This is a genomic window from Chloroflexus sp. (assembly GCF_056331925.1).
Genome location: NZ_JBWGQH010000042.1, coordinates 1 through 16,775, shown reverse-complemented (window position 1 = coordinate 16,775; position 16,775 = coordinate 1). Strand labels below are relative to the sequence as shown.

The 16,775-nt window shown below is 56.6% G+C and carries 13 protein-coding genes and 2 tRNA genes; 9 read left to right on the top strand and 6 right to left on the bottom strand.

From position 1 onward, the window contains the following. Window positions 1-105: 105 nt before the first annotated feature. A complete protein-coding gene (glgP, locus tag AC01ZF_RS16965; RefSeq protein ID WP_476575531.1) occupies window positions 106-2,256 on the bottom strand; it encodes an alpha-glucan family phosphorylase in 2,151 nt (716 codons plus the stop codon). Window positions 2,257-2,559: 303 nt separating this feature from the next. Here glgP and AC01ZF_RS16960 point away from each other — a divergent pair, with 303 nt between their 5' ends. Further along, window positions 2,560-4,533: a DUF4838 domain-containing protein gene (locus AC01ZF_RS16960; protein ID WP_424677351.1), complete on the top strand. Its 1,974-nt coding sequence runs from the start codon at window positions 2,560-2,562 to the stop codon at window positions 4,531-4,533. Window positions 4,534-4,628: 95 nt separating this feature from the next. Here the strand turns inward: AC01ZF_RS16960 and AC01ZF_RS16955 are convergent, their stop codons facing one another. Further along, a complete protein-coding gene (locus AC01ZF_RS16955) occupies window positions 4,629-5,297 on the bottom strand; it encodes a hypothetical protein (protein ID WP_424677350.1) in 669 nt (222 codons plus the stop codon). Between the two features lie 43 nt (window positions 5,298-5,340). Next, window positions 5,341-6,732 (bottom strand): selenium-binding protein SBP56-related protein, encoded by a 1,392-nt coding sequence (locus tag AC01ZF_RS16950; RefSeq protein WP_424677349.1) that lies wholly within the window; start codon window positions 6,730-6,732, stop codon window positions 5,341-5,343. Window positions 6,733-7,099: 367 nt separating this feature from the next. Here AC01ZF_RS16950 and AC01ZF_RS16945 point away from each other — a divergent pair, with 367 nt between their 5' ends. From AC01ZF_RS16945 to AC01ZF_RS16930, 4 genes are all read left to right on the top strand, one after another. Beyond that, window positions 7,100-7,555, top strand: a complete 456-nt coding sequence (locus AC01ZF_RS16945; RefSeq protein ID WP_476575530.1) for a DUF6992 family protein — start codon at window positions 7,100-7,102, stop codon at window positions 7,553-7,555. Continuing rightward, the gene (locus tag AC01ZF_RS16940) at window positions 7,552-8,619 is read left to right on the top strand and encodes a methyltransferase domain-containing protein (protein ID WP_424677347.1); all 1,068 of its coding nucleotides are present in this window, start codon (window positions 7,552-7,554) and stop codon (window positions 8,617-8,619) included. Before AC01ZF_RS16945 ends, AC01ZF_RS16940 begins: the two co-directional genes overlap by 4 nt. Window positions 8,620-8,634: 15 nt before the next feature. Then, on the top strand, window positions 8,635-9,807 hold the full coding sequence (locus AC01ZF_RS16935; protein WP_424677346.1) for a GNAT family N-acetyltransferase: 1,173 nt from the start codon (window positions 8,635-8,637) through the stop codon (window positions 9,805-9,807). A 128-nt stretch (window positions 9,808-9,935) separates the two neighbouring features. Next, complete coding sequence (locus AC01ZF_RS16930) at window positions 9,936-10,979, top strand: glycosyltransferase family 4 protein (protein ID WP_476575529.1); 1,044 nt, start codon at window positions 9,936-9,938, stop codon at window positions 10,977-10,979. A 130-nt stretch (window positions 10,980-11,109) separates the two neighbouring features. Here the strand turns inward: AC01ZF_RS16930 and lgt are convergent, their stop codons facing one another. The 3 genes from lgt to AC01ZF_RS16915 form a co-directional block, all read right to left on the bottom strand. Then, a complete protein-coding gene (gene lgt, locus AC01ZF_RS16925; protein ID WP_424677344.1) occupies window positions 11,110-12,027 on the bottom strand; it encodes a prolipoprotein diacylglyceryl transferase in 918 nt (305 codons plus the stop codon). A 121-nt stretch (window positions 12,028-12,148) separates the two neighbouring features. Continuing rightward, window positions 12,149-12,913: a phosphoribosylformylglycinamidine synthase I gene (purQ, locus tag AC01ZF_RS16920; RefSeq protein ID WP_424677343.1), complete on the bottom strand. Its 765-nt coding sequence runs from the start codon at window positions 12,911-12,913 to the stop codon at window positions 12,149-12,151. Further along, window positions 12,904-14,283 carry a serine/threonine protein kinase gene (locus tag AC01ZF_RS16915; protein WP_424677342.1) on the bottom strand — a complete coding sequence of 460 codons (1,380 nt, stop codon included), beginning with the start codon at window positions 14,281-14,283 and terminating at the stop codon, window positions 12,904-12,906. The genes purQ and AC01ZF_RS16915 overlap by 10 nt, the downstream gene beginning before the upstream one ends. Before the next feature lie 146 nt (window positions 14,284-14,429). Between AC01ZF_RS16915 and AC01ZF_RS16910 the strand changes: the two genes are divergently transcribed. From AC01ZF_RS16910 to cysS, 4 genes are all read left to right on the top strand, one after another. Further along, window positions 14,430-14,517, top strand: a tRNA-Leu gene (locus tag AC01ZF_RS16910). Window positions 14,518-14,538: 21 nt separating this feature from the next. Next, window positions 14,539-14,615 (top strand) — tRNA-Pro (locus tag AC01ZF_RS16905). Window positions 14,616-14,756: 141 nt separating this feature from the next. Next, the gene (locus tag AC01ZF_RS16900; protein ID WP_424677594.1) at window positions 14,757-15,200 is read left to right on the top strand and encodes an SH3 domain-containing protein; all 444 of its coding nucleotides are present in this window, start codon (window positions 14,757-14,759) and stop codon (window positions 15,198-15,200) included. 174 nt (window positions 15,201-15,374) lie between these two features. Continuing rightward, complete coding sequence (cysS, locus tag AC01ZF_RS16895) at window positions 15,375-16,583, top strand: cysteine--tRNA ligase (protein WP_424677593.1); 1,209 nt, start codon at window positions 15,375-15,377, stop codon at window positions 16,581-16,583. Window positions 16,584-16,775 lie beyond the last annotated feature (192 nt).

Sequence of the window (16,775 nt, the reverse complement as noted above, 5' to 3'; positions counted from 1 at the left end):
CCTAACATTGTGGCGGCAGTGTGAATAGAAACAAAAGTACGAGTCATGCACATTGCTTCCGCAGAATGTGCGCACCATAACTACCAGCAATACTAACACTTTGGACTAAGCTTGTGGCATCGCCCCTTGCACTGCCACCGGCATATACATCTCGCGCAGATATTCGGCCAACATCCGGCGCGTGCTAAAGAGTGGTGCTACTGTCGCAATTGCCTCCTTGCAAATCTGAATCCACTCCACCGGAACCCCATTTGCATCGCGATGATCGTAGAAACGGGGTGCAATCTCGTGTTCGAGCAGATGGTAAAGCGATTGCGCATCGTTCCAATCCTGCTCGTCTTGATTCGCATACTCACGCTCATCACCGATAGCCCAGCCGTTGCGCCCATTGTACGCTTCTGGCCACCAGCCATCGAGTACCGAACAGTTAGGCGCACCGTTGAGACTGGCCTTCATCCCACTTGTGCCACTCGCTTCGTAAGGACGACGCGGGTTGTTGAGCCAGACATCGACACCTTGCACCAGTGCTCGCCCCACCGCAATATCGTATTCTTCGAGGAACACTATCCGCCCGACCAGCCCCGGCTGCATCGAGAGACGATAGACCTCTTGGATAAACTGTTTGCCCGGATCATCCTTAGGATGCGCTTTTCCGGCAAAGATAATCTGAATCGGCTTACCGGGCCGGTTCAAGATGTATTTCAGTCGCTCAATATCTTTAAACAGCAATGTTGCCCGCTTGTAGGTCGCAAAGCGACGGGCAAAGCCGATCGTCAGAATATTCTCTTCCAACACCGGCCAAACCGGCGCCGGAATGCCCAAGCGGATGTAGTGCTGTTGCAGCCGCTGACGACTGAACGCGATCAGATCGCTCTTCAGTTTTTGATGGGTTCGCCAGAAGGTCTCATCGGGAATCTGGTATACCTTCCGCCACATATGCGGATCATCGAGGTTTTCTTCCCAGTTTTTGCCCAAATACGAGGTATAGAGTGTTCGCATCTCCGGCGCCAGCCACGTCGCCGTATGCACACCGTTGGTAATCGAGGTAATCGGCACCTCATCTTGCGAACGACCGGGATAGAGCCACTGCCACATGCCGCGTGCCACATGGCCATGCAATTTGCTCACCCCATTGCGATAGGCCGAAAAACGCAATGCCAGCGCTGTCATTGCAAAGGTCGGTCCCCATTGCTGCTCTTGCAAAGCCAGATTCATAAACTCATCGCGGGTGAGGTTGAGTTGCGGCCAGAAACTCCAGAAGAACTTCTCGATCATCGGCAGCGGGAAGGCATCATTACCGGCGGGTACCGGGGTGTGGGTCGTGAACACACAATGCGCCTTGACCTGCTCCATCGCCTCGTCAAAACTGTATCCCTGCGCCACCAATTCGCGACACAGTTCGAGCACAAGGAAGGCCGAGTGCCCTTCATTCATGTGCCAGACAGTCGGTTTATAACCGAGACGACGCAGCGCCCGCACACCACCTACACCAAGCACCAACTCTTGCGAAATGCGCATCTCTTGGTCGCCACCGTAGAGCCGCGCCGATAATTCGCGATCTTGCGGACTATTCGGGTGGATGTCGGTATCCATCAACAACAACTCAACCCGACCAACTTGAAACTTGTAGACCTTGGCGTAGATCGTGCGACCGGGTAATTCCACCTCGATCACCACCTCACGCCCGTCGGGATCGAGCGCCGGTAGCGCCGGCACATCGGCGAAATTGAGCTTGTTGTACTCGGCGTGCTGCCAACCACTAGGATCGATGCGCTGCCGAAAGTAGCCCTGCGGGTAGATGAAGCCAACACCGACCAGTGGGATGCCCATATCGCTGGCTTCTTTGATGTGATCGCCCGACAATATGCCCAAACCGCCTGAGTAGATCGGTAGGCTTTCGTGGAGGCCAAACTCGGCACTAAAATATGCGATCAACGTGTCTTTCGCATCGGGATAATTCTTTCTGAACCACGTCTTCTCAGACCGCATGTAGCTATCAAAGCCCTTGAGTACCGCATCGTATCGCTTCAGATAGGCCGGATCGTTGGCAGCAGCCTCAAGTTTGCGCTGACGCACATCGCGCAAGAACTCGACCGGGTTGTGATACACCAGCTCCCACAGCTCTGGGTCGATAGAACGATAAAGGTCCTGCGCTTCGGGATGCCACGTCCACCAAAGGTTGTAGGCAAGTTCACGAAGCCGAGCAATCCGTTCGGGACATGGAGTGAACAGAATCTCGTGTTCAAACCGTAGCATGGTTTCCTCACATCAGATAGATTAATCAACCACCGGTATTACCGGTATTACCGGCATGATACAGAATGCGTACAATGACTGCCAATCTCATATAGGCTCATACGCTGCGCAGCATACAGAGTGGTTGCCTGCATTGTAGCCGCTCATCGGAAATTTGTCTACTATGCAACTAATTTTAATACAACTGAATTGGGATACCGTCTGAATGGGGTGAGACTGCTATAATAGCGCCGAGATTGGTCGGTCGAGAGTTTATGTTCACTCAGCGAACCGGTCACCGACTGCACCTACGACGAAGAGGATATGGATCATCACCTCACGAGCCGGTGGGTTATCGAACTATCCAGCGAACATCCCACTGCACAATTGGCAGCCCAAGAATTGCGTCGCGCTATTCAGCGTATGGGTGGACCCGCCCTGAACATCACCGGTCATGCCAATGACCGGCGCCTCGCATTGCGCCACGGTGCCGACGGAGATGGCTTTGTGCGCATTGCCGATGAGCGTGGCCTCACGTTGATCGGCGAAGGACCACGTGGTCTGCTCTATGCCGTGTATCACCTGCTCGAAACGCTAGGATGGCGTTGGGTTGGTCCCGGACCCGCCGATGAATACGTGCCCCGCCCGTCCACCATCACCTTCCCCACCACCACCGTGGCCGAACAGCCGGCGTTTGCCCGCCGTGGGTTGGTCATCGGGCACGATCTTTTTCTAGCCCAAGGCAAAGCGTGGATCGAGTGGGCAGCGCGCGTTCGCCTCAATACCATCTTCATCCACACCATCGCCGATCATAGCATGCCACTAGGAGCTTGCCGTCAGCGCACCTGGCAATCACACCGCAATCGGCTCTGGCCGTTGATTCACACACGGGGCTTACGTCTTGAGATCGGAGGACACCACCTTACTGCCGCTATTCCACGTCGGCTTTTTCGACAACAACCCGATCTGTTTCGGTACGATGGTCGCCGTCGTGTAGCGAATGGTAACCCTTGTCCCACCAATCCGGCAACGCAGGCCCTCGTCTATACGTGGGCCAAGCAGTGGTTTTATGCCGAGCCTGCGGCAGCGGTTTACCATCTCTGGCCTGACGATCGCCTTGCAGGTGGTTGGTGTGCGTGCCCACAGTGTTCCGGTTTGTCGCCCGCCGATCAGTCGCTGCTGCTGATGAATGTGATGGCGAAAGCTCTGGCCGAAACCAACCCGCAAGCGCGCCTTACTTATCTCGCGTACCATGACACGTTTGCCCCACCCCAACAAATCACACCGGCAGCCAACGTTGAGGTGCTCATTGCCCCACGTCGCCGTTCGTATGCCGTCGGGATCGGTGACAGCACGCATCCGATTAACGGACCGCTCGCCGATGCCATCACAGCGCTGCGCACCACCTTTCCCACCGGCGCCGGTGTGTTCGAATATTATCTCGACGGCATCCTGTTCAAATCAACCTTACCGCCGCTCGGTGAGATTATCGCTGCCGACCTACGCGCTTACCACGAGTGGCGCCTTGACGGTGTATACGTCCTCCTCACCGGCGACCGGCCATGGTTGGCACCCGGCCCCAATCCGTACAGCTTCGCCGCACTGGCGTGGAACCCACAACGTGACCCCATCGCGCTGCGCCGCGAATACGCCGCCGTCCGTGCGCCAACGACGGCAACATTGCTCGATTGTGCCTACGCCAAGTTGACCACGGCGTGGCAGCGCGCTCTCAACGTCACTCCCGCCGAAGTGAAACGACAACAGCCCGGATTAACACGTGATCCGATCACCCAACCGCCACGCGATCTCCTCGATGGCTACGATGCCCCGCCACCGCATTGTGAACAACGTCTCGTTGCCCTTCACGACGCACTGGACACACTACCTGCGGGGGAAGCAGCACTCGCGGCGGCTCGCCGTAGCGCTCACACCGAACAAGCAGCGCTCGCCGGTGACATCGCCGAATGGACGGTGAGTGCATTGGTGCTCCGTTACTTCGCAGCCCGCCAAGAGGCCGCGGTCGTGCAAGCCCGTCGCGCGCCACCGGCCCGCCAACGTCAAGCCATCGCGACTGCCCGCGCTACCTACGCCGAACTCCTCATCTGGGCCACACGCTATGTGCCAAGCTCTGCTCACGCCAGCCATCGTTTGCTACGGTCAATCTTCGCCCTGCATCTCGACCACCTCGAAAGCCGGATTACCCCGCCATGGTGCCAACTGTACCTTCGTTGGCAGCGGTTAGGGGAATTGGTACGGCTGTTAGCACAACTATGGTGGGATTGGCATACAAAACCTTGAGACGCCGCGTGGACGCTCTCACCTCAGACGAGGTTCCGACGACCCAACCCAACAACGGCAGTACCGCCGAAGCAGTACCGCCGTATGCACTCACGTCAGACGATATTCCAGAGACCCAACCCAACTGCAACTACCCCGGTCACAATGAGAACCGCCACCCAAATCAGATCGGTATTGATCCACGCTCGGCGCAGTATCTCCAGACCGGCCACCCGGTACACGATCAGGGCCAGCACTGCCATCGCCAACAACATACCGAGCGTATGTACCACAACGGCCAGCGTCGCACCGATCAACGAATCGCTCATAGCCGGCGCGTGATGTCCATGCCCGGCATGCATCACGTGATGCGAAGCGTTCATGGCAGCAAGCATGGGCGCCACCATCAAACCGGCCCCATGCACCGTAGCCATCAGAAACGACCACCACGCCAACTCGTGCGCACCGGCCCGAAAGCGGGTCGTGGGATGGCGAAAACGCGCCAGTAGCCGCCACCCACTAAACCCTAACAAGACGACACCGGTTAACACGAGCAAGGCATCGGCCGGTAATGTATAGCCGAGCAGAGTCGTCACGAACGCTGCCACCGCAATTGCTGCCGCGTGACCGATTGCAATCGGTCCCATCGCCGTAAGCACAGCTTGAGCTCGCCCCTCTTGCAACCCCAACGCCACGGCAAACAACCAGCCCATCGCCGGGTTGAGGCCGTGGAACAAACCAAGCCCAAACAGTGAAAGCCAAATCCAAAAAGTGGCCTGATCCACGCCTCACCTCCGCCAGAAGATCACAATCTGCGATTCCACGCAATCATGGGAAGCAATACGAATCGCTTGACGCATCACCACCCTGCAAACGAATTTGATGCACCCGCCGATCACCAAAATCGACAAAGAAATTGGGATCGAATTGCATACCACCCTGCGGATCAACATCAACCTTCACCATCCACCCTTTGATACCGTCAGGATAGAACTGTTCGTCCCACGACAAATAGAGTGAATTGGTGAAATAGACCCGCCGACCATCACGACTGACTTCGACCATCTGCGGTCCACCGTTGAGCGGCCCCGTTGTCGCCGGATGACCGGCACGGCGGACGATCCCACCAATCTGGAGCACACCGGTCAACTGCGGGTGGAAGGGATCGCTGACATCGTACTGGCGCAACTCACCGGTACCCCAGCACGACACGTACAAAAAGCGATCGTCAACGCTTAGATTAATATCGGTGACTAGCGGCGGCACTGCTTTAAACGGTTGGAGAATCGGCGGCAGTTGATCTTCGCTGGCCGGTTCAGCCGGTATCTCGATGACCTTCTGGATCTGCCACGAACCGTTATGACGATGCCAGAGCCAGATCGATGCCGACAAGTCTTTCAGACTCACCACACAGTTGAGAAAACCATACGCTTTCGTCGGATCGTGCGCCGGACGTAGCTCCAACGCCATTTGATGCTCGGCGCCGAGATCGAGCGTCTGGACGTGACGACGTCGGTGCAAGTCCCACAGGTGAATGCGATGACCGTACTTGCCGGCGAGCAATTCCTCGCCCAGCACACCACTCTCGACCATCCGCGGAGTACCCCACTCGCTGGTAATCAACGTATCGTGGCCGAGGTGCCACCAGAAATCGTAGTGAAGATACTGGTCGGCGCGGTCGATCTCCCAACGCCCTAGGACCTCAAACGTATCGTGATCGAGAATAAAAATACCGCCCGGCCCTTCACCCTCGGGATTACCCAACGCCGAGATGTAGATGCCATCGGGTCCACAATGGACGGTGTGTGGGCGCGCATAGCCGGTACGCTCGAACAATACGTCCGGTTCAATGACCTTCACAACGGTTGGTTTGGTTGGATTTTCTTTGATATCGAGAATGGTGATGTGCGAACTGCGAATATCCGGCACAACCAGATAGCGCCGTTCGACGTGCGGATGGGGAGCGTTGGGGCAGAGCATCGAACTGCACGCATTCCAGCCAAAATGGTGAAGCTCACCACCGGTATAGGGCATCTCCGTAGCTCCAACCACCTTGCCAAACGTCGTTGATTGTGGATCGACGTCCACGACACACATTGCATCAGGCTGACCATCACGCTGTGAGTTGAGCCGCACAACATACGCTAACGTTTCTGGGGGTGCTTTCGTCGCCATCCGTGGTGATGGGTAAAACGTTGGATCAGGCCGCCAAATTGCCATAGTGAGACCTCCCTCTCTGTACAAAGCCACTCGTCTGCCCGAATACCGACCGTCGACAGTAATATAACTTTGTCAGGCAAGAAAGTCAATATTTCATCGAATATGCGTCACCGACCCTGGTCAAACGACGAGGGACACGCGACGATCACCAATTAAGCTCGCCAACGAGCCAGCCCTCCCTCACCGGAGATATGCAGTTGCAATCGTGTGATACGTCAACTATACAACGTGCGTAGTCGATGGTCAAGAGTTATTTCACGACTACGCCTCAACCGGTTACTGTGAGCCATTCACCATGCTGCCGCCAATTGGCGCGAACCGAGTATAATGGTCGTGGGTTATTTGAAACGATCGGGACGATGCCAATATGAACGATAACTTTTTTGCCTTCCAATACCACGCGCTTAAGCCACTCAAGCAATGGGGCCTCGGCAACATCATCGGTGGCACCATTCTGACGCTCATACCCGGTTTTTGGCGTCACTTCGGTTTGCAAGCGCTCAGTTGGGGAGCAATCGATTGGCTACTGGCCATCGCCGGTCGACGGGAAGCGCTGCTCAAAGCCGAAGATTTGGTCGCCGGTGACCTCGACGAATCGGCGGCACACGCGGCTGCCGAACGATTTCGCACGATTTTGTTGATCAATGCCGGTCTTGACCTCCTCTACATCGGGAGTGGTCTGTGGCTGTTCCGCACGTCCGGCGAACGCGCCGACCGCCGTGGTATGGGCGCCGGGATTTTTGTTCAGGGTCTCTTTTTGTTCCTCTTTGATAGCATCCTCGCTGCTGAGATTAACCGGCGTTGGATCCCACCATCACTATGATCGATCACCGCATTTTTCCGCTCTTACGCTGCCCGACCTGCGGCTTGCGTCCGCTCATCGTCGAAGATCACGGCCTGCGCTGCCCGCGCTGCCAGACGGGTTACCCATTCTGCGATGGGTATCTCGATTTGATGCCACGCGGTGCTGCCTTCGATTACGTCTCGAAGTATGTTACCGATGAAGAGCAGTTGGCCGCCGAACTCGATTACCGTGAACTGGCTCCACCCTTGCTCGCTGCGGGTGTGCGTGACCGCACACTCCGCCGGCTGATGCGCTGGCGCAAGACCGATGTGGTACTTGATAACGGTTGTGGAACCGCCAAGCATGCGGTCTGGAATGCGAAGCATGTTGGGCTGATGGTTGGCTCTGACCCGGCCACCCTTTTTGCCGATGAGGCGGTGCGCACGGTGACGCTGGTGAAAGCCGACTCACGTGTGTTGCCGTTCGCCGATAACAGTTTCGATAAGGTGTTTGCCATTGATATTCTCGAACATTTTCCGCTCCCGGTGATCGATGCGTATCTGGCCGAAACCGCACGTGTCCTGCGGCCCGGCGGGCGTATGATGGCCTTCTCGAACACCCGTGAGCGGTCACCGATCCAACCACTGATCGATGTCAGTCGCAAGATCGGGCGGCTCTTTGTGAAGGCAGGCGTTTATGATTTTGAACGTGAAAAGCTGCGGAAGTCCGATCACATCAAGGCGCTTGCTACTTGGGAAGATGTGGTCGCTGCCTTCGAACGGGCCGGTTTGCGTCCGGTAAAGGTGGTGTTCTGGAATAGTCTGTTTACAACGTTTGTCGAACATGTGCTGATGAAGCTCGGTGAAGCGATGATCGGGCGGATACGTGGACGCACACCTACCACCGATGTCCCGACGCGGGTGAGTGCCGGGACGGCCCGTGAGATTCGCGCTCGTCGCCGGATGCGTGGCTATTTACGCCAGAAGGGTCCGGTGTATTATGCGCTATTGGCGGTTACACTGCTGATGGAACTCGATCTCTGGTTATTCGGTTGGATGCGCTGCGGTAGTTATTTTATCCTGGTGGAAAAACCGCGAGCGTGATGGGTATTACGCACGATGATAACCTACCGACCACTTACCCCAACCGATTTCGAGCAATTCTGGGCGCTAGATAGCTACGCTTTTGCCCGTCAATATCACCGTGGCCGTTACACACCGGAGGTTATCGCGCAACTGCGTGGCTTGTTCGTCAATGGTGAGCATGTTGCGCAATTGCAGATTATGCCGTTTCAGATGCAGGCCGGCCACGGCGAATTGCCGGTTGGCGCACTGGGGAGTGTGGCAACCTGGCCGCAGCACCGACGCCGTGGGTACGCTCAGCGTCTGTTGCGCGCTGCTTGCGATGAACTGCGCGAACGTGGTGCAGTGTTGGCGTTGCTGTATCCCTTTCACGCCGATTTCTACCATCGGTTGGGGTGGGCATTGGCCGGCGAACGGCGGCTGGTTCAACCCACACCAACTCATTTGCGTGCCTTTGCTCCCGCCCCCGGCAGCTATCATCCGGTCGGTGTTGACCAGATCGAAGAGCTTGACACTATCTATCGCGGCGCCTTACGTGGACGTTATGGCCCCCTCGTGCGCGACCGCACATGGTGGCAGATCGATGTGTTACAAACATGGGACGGTGAACCGTATTCCGCCTATATCTGGCGTGATGAACAGGGTAACGGACGTTCGTACCTGATTTACCGCCTCGAACGGAGGAGCGACGGTGACCGCCTCGTCTGCCGCGATATTGTCGCGCTCGATCCGCTCGCACGCGCCCAACTCTTTGTCTTTATCGCGTATCACGCCGATCAAATCGTCGCCGCCGAGATTCCAACCCCCATCGATGCCCCACTCAATGCTCTGCTGCCCACTCCTGCGCCGACGACGGTGATACCATTGTTTATGCAGCGGGTCCTCGATGTGACCCGCTTGGTGAGTCTGTATCCCTTTGCTACGGTCAATGGTCGGCTGCGTATCCAAGTTGCCGATGACTGGCTCAACAACAATGTCGGTTGCTACCAGATTGAATGGTACGACGGTCAAACAACCGTCAGTCGTCTCGACCACGCTACTGTCGATCTCGCCTGCACCAGCAGTACCCTTGGTCAGCTCCTCAGTCGCTACCTGCACCCACGCACCGCCGCCGCTTTTGGCTTGCTCACCGTATACCAACGCGCGGCCTTGACCCTCCTCGAACAGGCACTGGCCGGTCTACCACCGTTTTGTGGTGACTATTGGTGACGATCGCCGCCACCCTCCCACGTTCACCGTCGCAAAATCCTGTTACAATCGTTGGCGCTACAGCGGCAAGCAAAGCAGCCCCGCCGTAGCACGCTGCATAATCTTGGCCAGACAACAGGAACCGTGCTATGCGTCCACTCTTTATCTCACCACTCGGTCGTGGTGGTGTTGATTTCAGTATTCAGAACATCACCCGTGCAGTCAGGCGCACCGGTTTGGCGCCCGAACTTCTGCGTTTACCTGAACTGTACAATTTTCTCCCGATGCTCATTCCCGCTACCCTCCCCGCCGACATTGTCCGTCGGTTCGACATTGTGCAAGGCCGCTCGCGCGTCGCATTTAGCCTGCGCAACTACGAACGCCCGGTGGTCACAACCGTCCATCACCTCACCACCGACCCGGCGTTACAACCGTATAGCTCATTCGCCCAACGCCTTTTCTACCGACTGGTCGAATCGCGCTACGACGGCCTCTCCATCGCGTATGCCGATGCAGTTGTTTGTGTTAGTCGCTACACCCAACGGATGGTTGAACTAACTTACGGTCGGCGCGATACCGTCCTGATCTACGACGGGATTGACACCGATGTCTTCGTTCCACCGCCGGGAATGGCGCGCCGCAACGATGGTCTCCCACCGAGCGATGCCCGCATTCGGTTGTTGTTTGTCGGCAATCGTACTCGCCGGAAAGGGTTTGACCTGCTCCCCCAGATTATGGATCGTTTACCCGCCGATTATGTCCTCTACTACACCGGTGGCTTTCAAGGACGCGATACCGGGCCACCCCATCCAAGGATGATCCCGATTGGCTCACCCGACCGCGCCGGACTGGTGGCGGCTTACCAGAGTTGTGACATCCTGCTCTTCCCCTCTCGGCTCGAAGGGTTCGGCATCGCACCGGCAGAAGCATTGGCCTGTGGCCGCCCGGTGGTGACAACGAACGTCGCCGCGCTGCCTGAGGTGGTTGACGATGGTCTGAATGGATTTTTGGTCGCCCGCGATGATGTCACCGGTTATGCCGAGAAGGTAAGAATATTGGGTGAAGATGCCGCACTGCGCCGCCGTTTCGGCGAGCACGGTCGCGAGAAGGTCGTGGCGAAGTTTGGCTACGGTCCGCTTGGCGAGGGTTTTCGGCAACTTTACGCGCGATTGTTGGGTAGGGATGACAACTGAACTAACGGCATACAGAGGAGTGCCCCGCACTCCCGCCCAACTGCTGCCAGTCATCTTATGTAGAAAGATGGAAAGCCGGGCCCAGCAGTAACTGCCGGCCCGGTCATCACGTCACACTTATTATGTTAACTCAACGCGCCTCTGATACCGGAGACGCATCACCATCAGGCGTCACCGTCGGGGTACCGGCGAACGGTCGCCGGTGATTGAGAAAGAGCAACACGCCACAGACCACAATCGCCACCATACTCACCAACTGTGCCACCCGAATACTACCCTCGCACGAACCACCAACCCCATTCGCACACAAACTATCGATACGCAAGCCTTCAATCCAAAACCGTCCGCTCGAATAGATGATCCCGTACAAAAACAGCAGATCACCCGGATTGAGCCGCCGCCGTTCGGGCGGCGCCAACCGACCAAAGCGGCGGTCGAGCCAGAGCAATATTCCCACCCCAACCAGATTCCAGACCGACTCATACAGAAACGTCGGATGGAAGAGGGTCGTGATCGGGTAGGTCGTCAGATCGTTATAAGGTGGCACCCGGTACTCTGGATCAATCCGCAACCCGAACGGCAAATCGGTTGGCCGGCCATAGGCTTCTTGGTTGAAGAAATTTCCCCACCTGCCAATACTCTGGGCCAGTAAAAAACCCGGCACACAGACATCGAGCCAATCCCAGTAGGGCAACCTGGTATAACGGGTATAGATTACCGTAGAGAGCAACGCCCCGATAATGGCGCCGTGGATAGCAATCCCACCGGTCGTTAGGTTAAAGACACTCCACGGGTTCGGCGCAAAGCGTTCCCACTCAAAAGCCACATAATATATCCGTGCACCGGCAATACCGAGCACCAATCCTAGCATCAACTGATTCCAGACGTGATCGGGATGATAGCCACGAGCAACGGCACGACGTGAGGCTAGTAACGCTGCAATGAGCGCACCGGTCATAATGATCGCGCCGTACCAACGTACAACGATCGGCAATCCGAACAGCGTAAAGCTGATCAGAAACGGGTCATCAGGTGGATAGAGTACCATAATCGTTCCAGTACATCCCACTGCCCATCAGCAGTGTCGCAATCACCTTACAACGATGCCACATACCGCACGGCACGGACGATCGGCATGACGACGCAGGGTATGATCGGTCGCAATCACCTTACAACGATGCCGCATACCGCACCGCATTGCGAAAAATCTGCAACCCATCTCCCTCACGCCGAACCGGTTCGCGGGTCCACCGTGGGTGCTGATGCGGTAGCACAGCATTTTCAGGGTGCGGCATAAGACCGAGCACATTCCCCTGCGCGTTACACAACCCGGCAATTCGATGCGGTGATCCGTTCGGATTAGCCGGATATTCATCGCCAAGATACCGCAGCGCAACCAAACCATTCGCCTCGAGTTCGGCGAGTGTCGCCTCATCACGTACAGCAATCCGACCTTCACCGTGCGCCACCGGCACCTCTATCGGTTGCTCAATACCGCGCGTGAACAGGCAGCGACTGGTCGGCGCCGGCTCAAGATGTACCCAACGGCACTCAAACTGACAAGACTCGTTGGTCGTTAACGTCACCTGCGGCGATCGACGTGGCGGGCCGGGTAACAGGCCGGCCTTGACCAGTACTTGAAAACCATTACAGATGCCGATCACCGGGCGACCATCGGCCACAAAACGTTCGAGTTCTTCACCGAGGCGATGAATCAGGTCAACCGCCAACAAACGACCTGCCCCCAGATGATCGCCATACGAAAAACCACCGGGAATGACGAGCAAGGCATAATCCGCTAGGCGAATCGATCCTTCGGCCAAGCGATTAATGTGGATACGTTCAGGAAGGGCACCGGCCAACTCACACGCCAGTGCCGCATCGGTATCACGGTTGATACCAGGAGCACGCAGAATCAGAGCTTTCAGTTCCACCGAAACTCCATCTCTACATCACCAATCTTAATCAGATCACCCGACTTGAGTGGTTGCGGCACTTTCGGCGGGATCAACTTCCCGTTAATCTGAGTGCCGTTGGTACTCTGCTGATCGGTCAGCGTATACTGATCACCCCGTCGCTCAATGATAGCGTGCAAGCGCGAAGCGATACCACGGTCGTGTTCTGCCAAATCTAATTCGGGGAAATGAGCTTGACGCGGATCGCGCCGACCGATCCGTACTAGCTTATGATCGAGTTTTACCTCCCACGTGCGATAGGGCGAACGTACGATCAGTCGTGCCGGCGGCAATGTCGGTCTTTCCGCACCAACCACCGGTGCGCCCTGATGAAGAGGGGCACCGCAACCGGCACAAAATCGCGCTTGTACTTTGTTCAGCCGGCCACATCGCTCACACACCAGCCCAACCGGTGGTTGAGGTGAGGATGGCGGCAATGGCACCGCCACCGGAACCTGCTCTACTACCGGTGGTTTGATCGGCGGCAACGGTGCCATGTGTAGGGTAGGATCGACAAACGGCGACTTCAGCTGTTTATGCAACGCTTGCTCAAGTTCGGCACAAGTAGCAAACCGCTTCTCGCGCTCAAGGCTCATCGCACGAATAATAATTGTCTCGGTCTCCGGCGCAACCGAACGGTTGATCCGTACAATTTCACCCTTCCGCGGCGGCTGCAACGGCACCGGCGGCATCGCCGTCAGCAAATGCAGCATCGTCGCCCCGAGCGCATAAATATCCGAGCGAGCATCGGTTTGCCCTTTACCGTATTGTTCAGGCGGGGCATAGCCGGCCGACCCCATTGCGATGGTGTCTTTCGATTTACCGACTTTGTGCTTACGAGCTACCCCAAAATCGACTAACTTGAGCACACCATCGGGGGTGACAATCACATTGGCCGGCTTGAGATCGCGATAGATAATCGGCGGCTGACGAGTATGCAGATAGTGTAATACGCGACAGAGTTGGATCCCATATCCGATCACTTGCTGTTCGAGTAACGGAGCGTTTGTGTCCCGGATGATAGCTTCCAAGGTTTTTCCGGGCACAAACTCCATCACCATCGTCGGACGACCCTCGTACTCGAACAGATCGATCACAACCGGCAAGTTGGGGAAGGAGAGCGACTGCAACAGTTCGACCTCTTGCAGAAAAAGTTGACGCACCTCGGCCAACTCTTCGGCATTCGTCTCGTCGGCCGGTCGCATTTCTTTCAAAGCCCAAATCGTCCCATCACTCACCCGCCGGACGCGATATACGACACCCATGCCACCTCGTCCGATCAGGTTGAGGATGGTATACGAATCGTTCCTCCCGCGTACCGTCAGGTTTTCAGCCAACCGATCAAACATGACCATTGTCGTCTGTGATGTACGTTGTGCTACGCCAATTATACCACTGTTGCACGGGCACACTTATTCTGCACCGGCATCAATCGCACGCCAATCACCGATGCCTTGACGAACCAGACAATCGCTGCTATAATCTGCTCGGTCGCGCCGAAGTGGCGGAATGGCAGACGCGGCGGTCTCAAAAACCGCTGGGGATCAACCCCCGTGTGGGTTCAAGTCCCACCTTCGGCACCACCCGACAACACCGTTCTTCAACGGGGCGTGGCTCAGCCTGGTAGAGCGCCGCGTTCGGGTCGCGGAGGTCGGTGGTTCAAATCCACTCGCCCCGACCAAATAAGGAGCGCCTGTGCAACAAGCATAGGCGTTTTATCATTTTTCAGCCGTCGAGACCAGAGCAGGCAGTACCGGCCCACCACCGCTATCCCGATTTGGTATGATACAGGTAGGATACGTCGCTTGACAAGGAATTGACTATGAAACCGCAAACGCTCACGCTTTGGTGTTGCGTATGGTTAAGCTATGCCGCTATGCTCACTGCTTGCCTCGATTTCAGTGCAGCGTTGCCGCCTTCGCCAAGCCCCTTCCCAACACTGCCACGCCTCCCCAGCGTAACCCCGGTCACACCGCAACCCACTCGCTCACCGGTGACGATTATTCTGGGACCATCGGCAACTCCTACATCGACTACCGCCCAATTTATCGGGCGAGCCGCCACCGAAGCGAACGTGCGCAGTGGCCCCGGTACCTCCTTTCCGATTGTGACTGTGGTTCCGGTGAATACCGAAGTGCTGCTTGAAGGACAACGGGCCAACTGGTACGTCGTTCGCTTGCCCGATGGTCAAACCGGATGGATGTCGGCTACTGTGCTTGAGGTTGCCCCTGAGATTGCCGCCAAAGTACCTATTGCCACACCGTAGACAGTGTAGCTACGGATCCTATGTCGATACCGACATCAGACTTCCATCAACGGTAGTGTCCTCGTTGCGTTCCGTACACTTGGCAATTATTTCGCCGAAATGATAATTGGTGATACCATAATAACAAGCATTACGAATGTTATGCCTGAGCGTATCAGTTAAGGACACGTAGGTATGCAACTGTTTAGTACTCTCTCCCGTACCCGGGAACCATTCTCGTCGCCTACCAACCGCCCGGTCACGCTGTACGTGTGCGGGGTTACTCCCTACGATACCACCCATATGGGCCATGCTCGCACCTTCATCGTCTTCGATGTACTGGTCCGCTACTTACGCTGGCAGGGCGCAACGGTGATATACTGTCAGAATATCACCGACGTAGATGACCCTCTCTTCGAGCGTGCCCGTCGTGATGGGGTGAACTGGTACGAACTGGCCGAACGACAAATTGCTCAATTGCGTGCCGACTGTGCCGACCTCAATATTTTGCCACCAACCTTCTCGCCGCGGGTGAGTGAAGAAGTTGCGATCATGATCCCCATTATCGAGCGACTGGTCGAACTCGGTCATGCGTATGTGGTTGACGGCAACGTGTATTTCAGTATCCAAACCGATCCTGACTTTGGCCGCATGGCACGTATGGGTTATGCCGAGCTGCTTTCGATTGCTAATCAGCGGGGCAATAACCCACATGACCCCAACAAGCGCGATCCGCTCGATTTCGTACTTTGGCAACGGGGCAACCCCGACGAACCCAAGTGGGAAAGCCCATGGGGCTTGGGGCGACCCGGTTGGCATATTGAGTGTAGCGCCATGTCGATCCGCTACCTCGGTGAACAGATCGATATTCACGGTGGCGGTGCCGATTTGATTTTCCCGCACCATTCGTGTGAAATTGCGCAGAGTGAATCAGCCACCGGCAAACGACCGTTTGCCCGTATCTGGATGCACGTGGGCTTAGTCTGGCTCGATGGTGAGAAGATGAGTAAATCACTGGGCAATTTGGTCTTCGCCCGTGATGCGTTGCAGATTCATCATCCCGATGCGCTCCGGTGGTATTTGCTGAGCGAGCATTATCGAGAAGATTTCGATTACCGACGCGAAGCAGTCGCTCGTTACGAACAGTATGCAGCCGATCTCCGTCACGCACTGAGCCTGGCCAGTGGCACCCATAGCCCACTCGATGTGAGCCGTGGCCGTTCTGATGTCATCATGGCAATGAACGACGATCTCGATACACCGGCTGCATTGGCGTCGTTGCATGCGATGGCCGGCATGATCATCGATGCAGCCGCCGAGGGTCGTGATGTCAGCGCGGCTCAGGCGACGGTGCGCGATTTAGCGTTGATGCTGGGGTTTACGTTGCGCGAAAACGGTAAGTAGGGGCACGGCGTCGCCGTGCCCCTACGTCATCGACACACCCGCACGGCGTCGCCGTGCCCCTACGTCATCGACACACCCGCACGGCATGCCGTGCCCCTACGTCATCGACACACCCGCACGGCGTCGCCGTGCCCCTACGTCATCGACACACCCGCACGGCGTCGCCGTGCCCCTACGTCATCGACACACCCG

Excerpts from the sequence above, each read along its gene's own strand:
- glgP (WP_476575531.1), bottom strand. The coding sequence starts at position 2,256 with ATGCTACGGTTTGAACACGAGATTCTGTTCACTCCATGTCCCGAACGG.
- AC01ZF_RS16960 (WP_424677351.1), top strand. The coding sequence starts at position 2,560 with ATGGATCATCACCTCACGAGCCGGTGGGTTATCGAACTATCCAGCGAA.
- AC01ZF_RS16950 (WP_424677349.1), bottom strand. The coding sequence starts at position 6,732 with ATGGCAATTTGGCGGCCTGATCCAACGTTTTACCCATCACCACGGATG.
- AC01ZF_RS16945 (WP_476575530.1), top strand. The coding sequence starts at position 7,100 with ATGAACGATAACTTTTTTGCCTTCCAATACCACGCGCTTAAGCCACTC.
- AC01ZF_RS16940 (WP_424677347.1), top strand. The coding sequence starts at position 7,552 with ATGATCGATCACCGCATTTTTCCGCTCTTACGCTGCCCGACCTGCGGC.
- AC01ZF_RS16935 (WP_424677346.1), top strand. The coding sequence starts at position 8,635 with ATGATAACCTACCGACCACTTACCCCAACCGATTTCGAGCAATTCTGG.
- AC01ZF_RS16930 (WP_476575529.1), top strand. The coding sequence starts at position 9,936 with ATGCGTCCACTCTTTATCTCACCACTCGGTCGTGGTGGTGTTGATTTC.
- lgt (WP_424677344.1), bottom strand. The coding sequence starts at position 12,027 with ATGGTACTCTATCCACCTGATGACCCGTTTCTGATCAGCTTTACGCTG.
- AC01ZF_RS16915 (WP_424677342.1), bottom strand. The coding sequence starts at position 14,283 with ATGTTTGATCGGTTGGCTGAAAACCTGACGGTACGCGGGAGGAACGAT.
- AC01ZF_RS16900 (WP_424677594.1), top strand. The coding sequence starts at position 14,757 with ATGAAACCGCAAACGCTCACGCTTTGGTGTTGCGTATGGTTAAGCTAT.
- cysS (WP_424677593.1), top strand. The coding sequence starts at position 15,375 with ATGCAACTGTTTAGTACTCTCTCCCGTACCCGGGAACCATTCTCGTCG.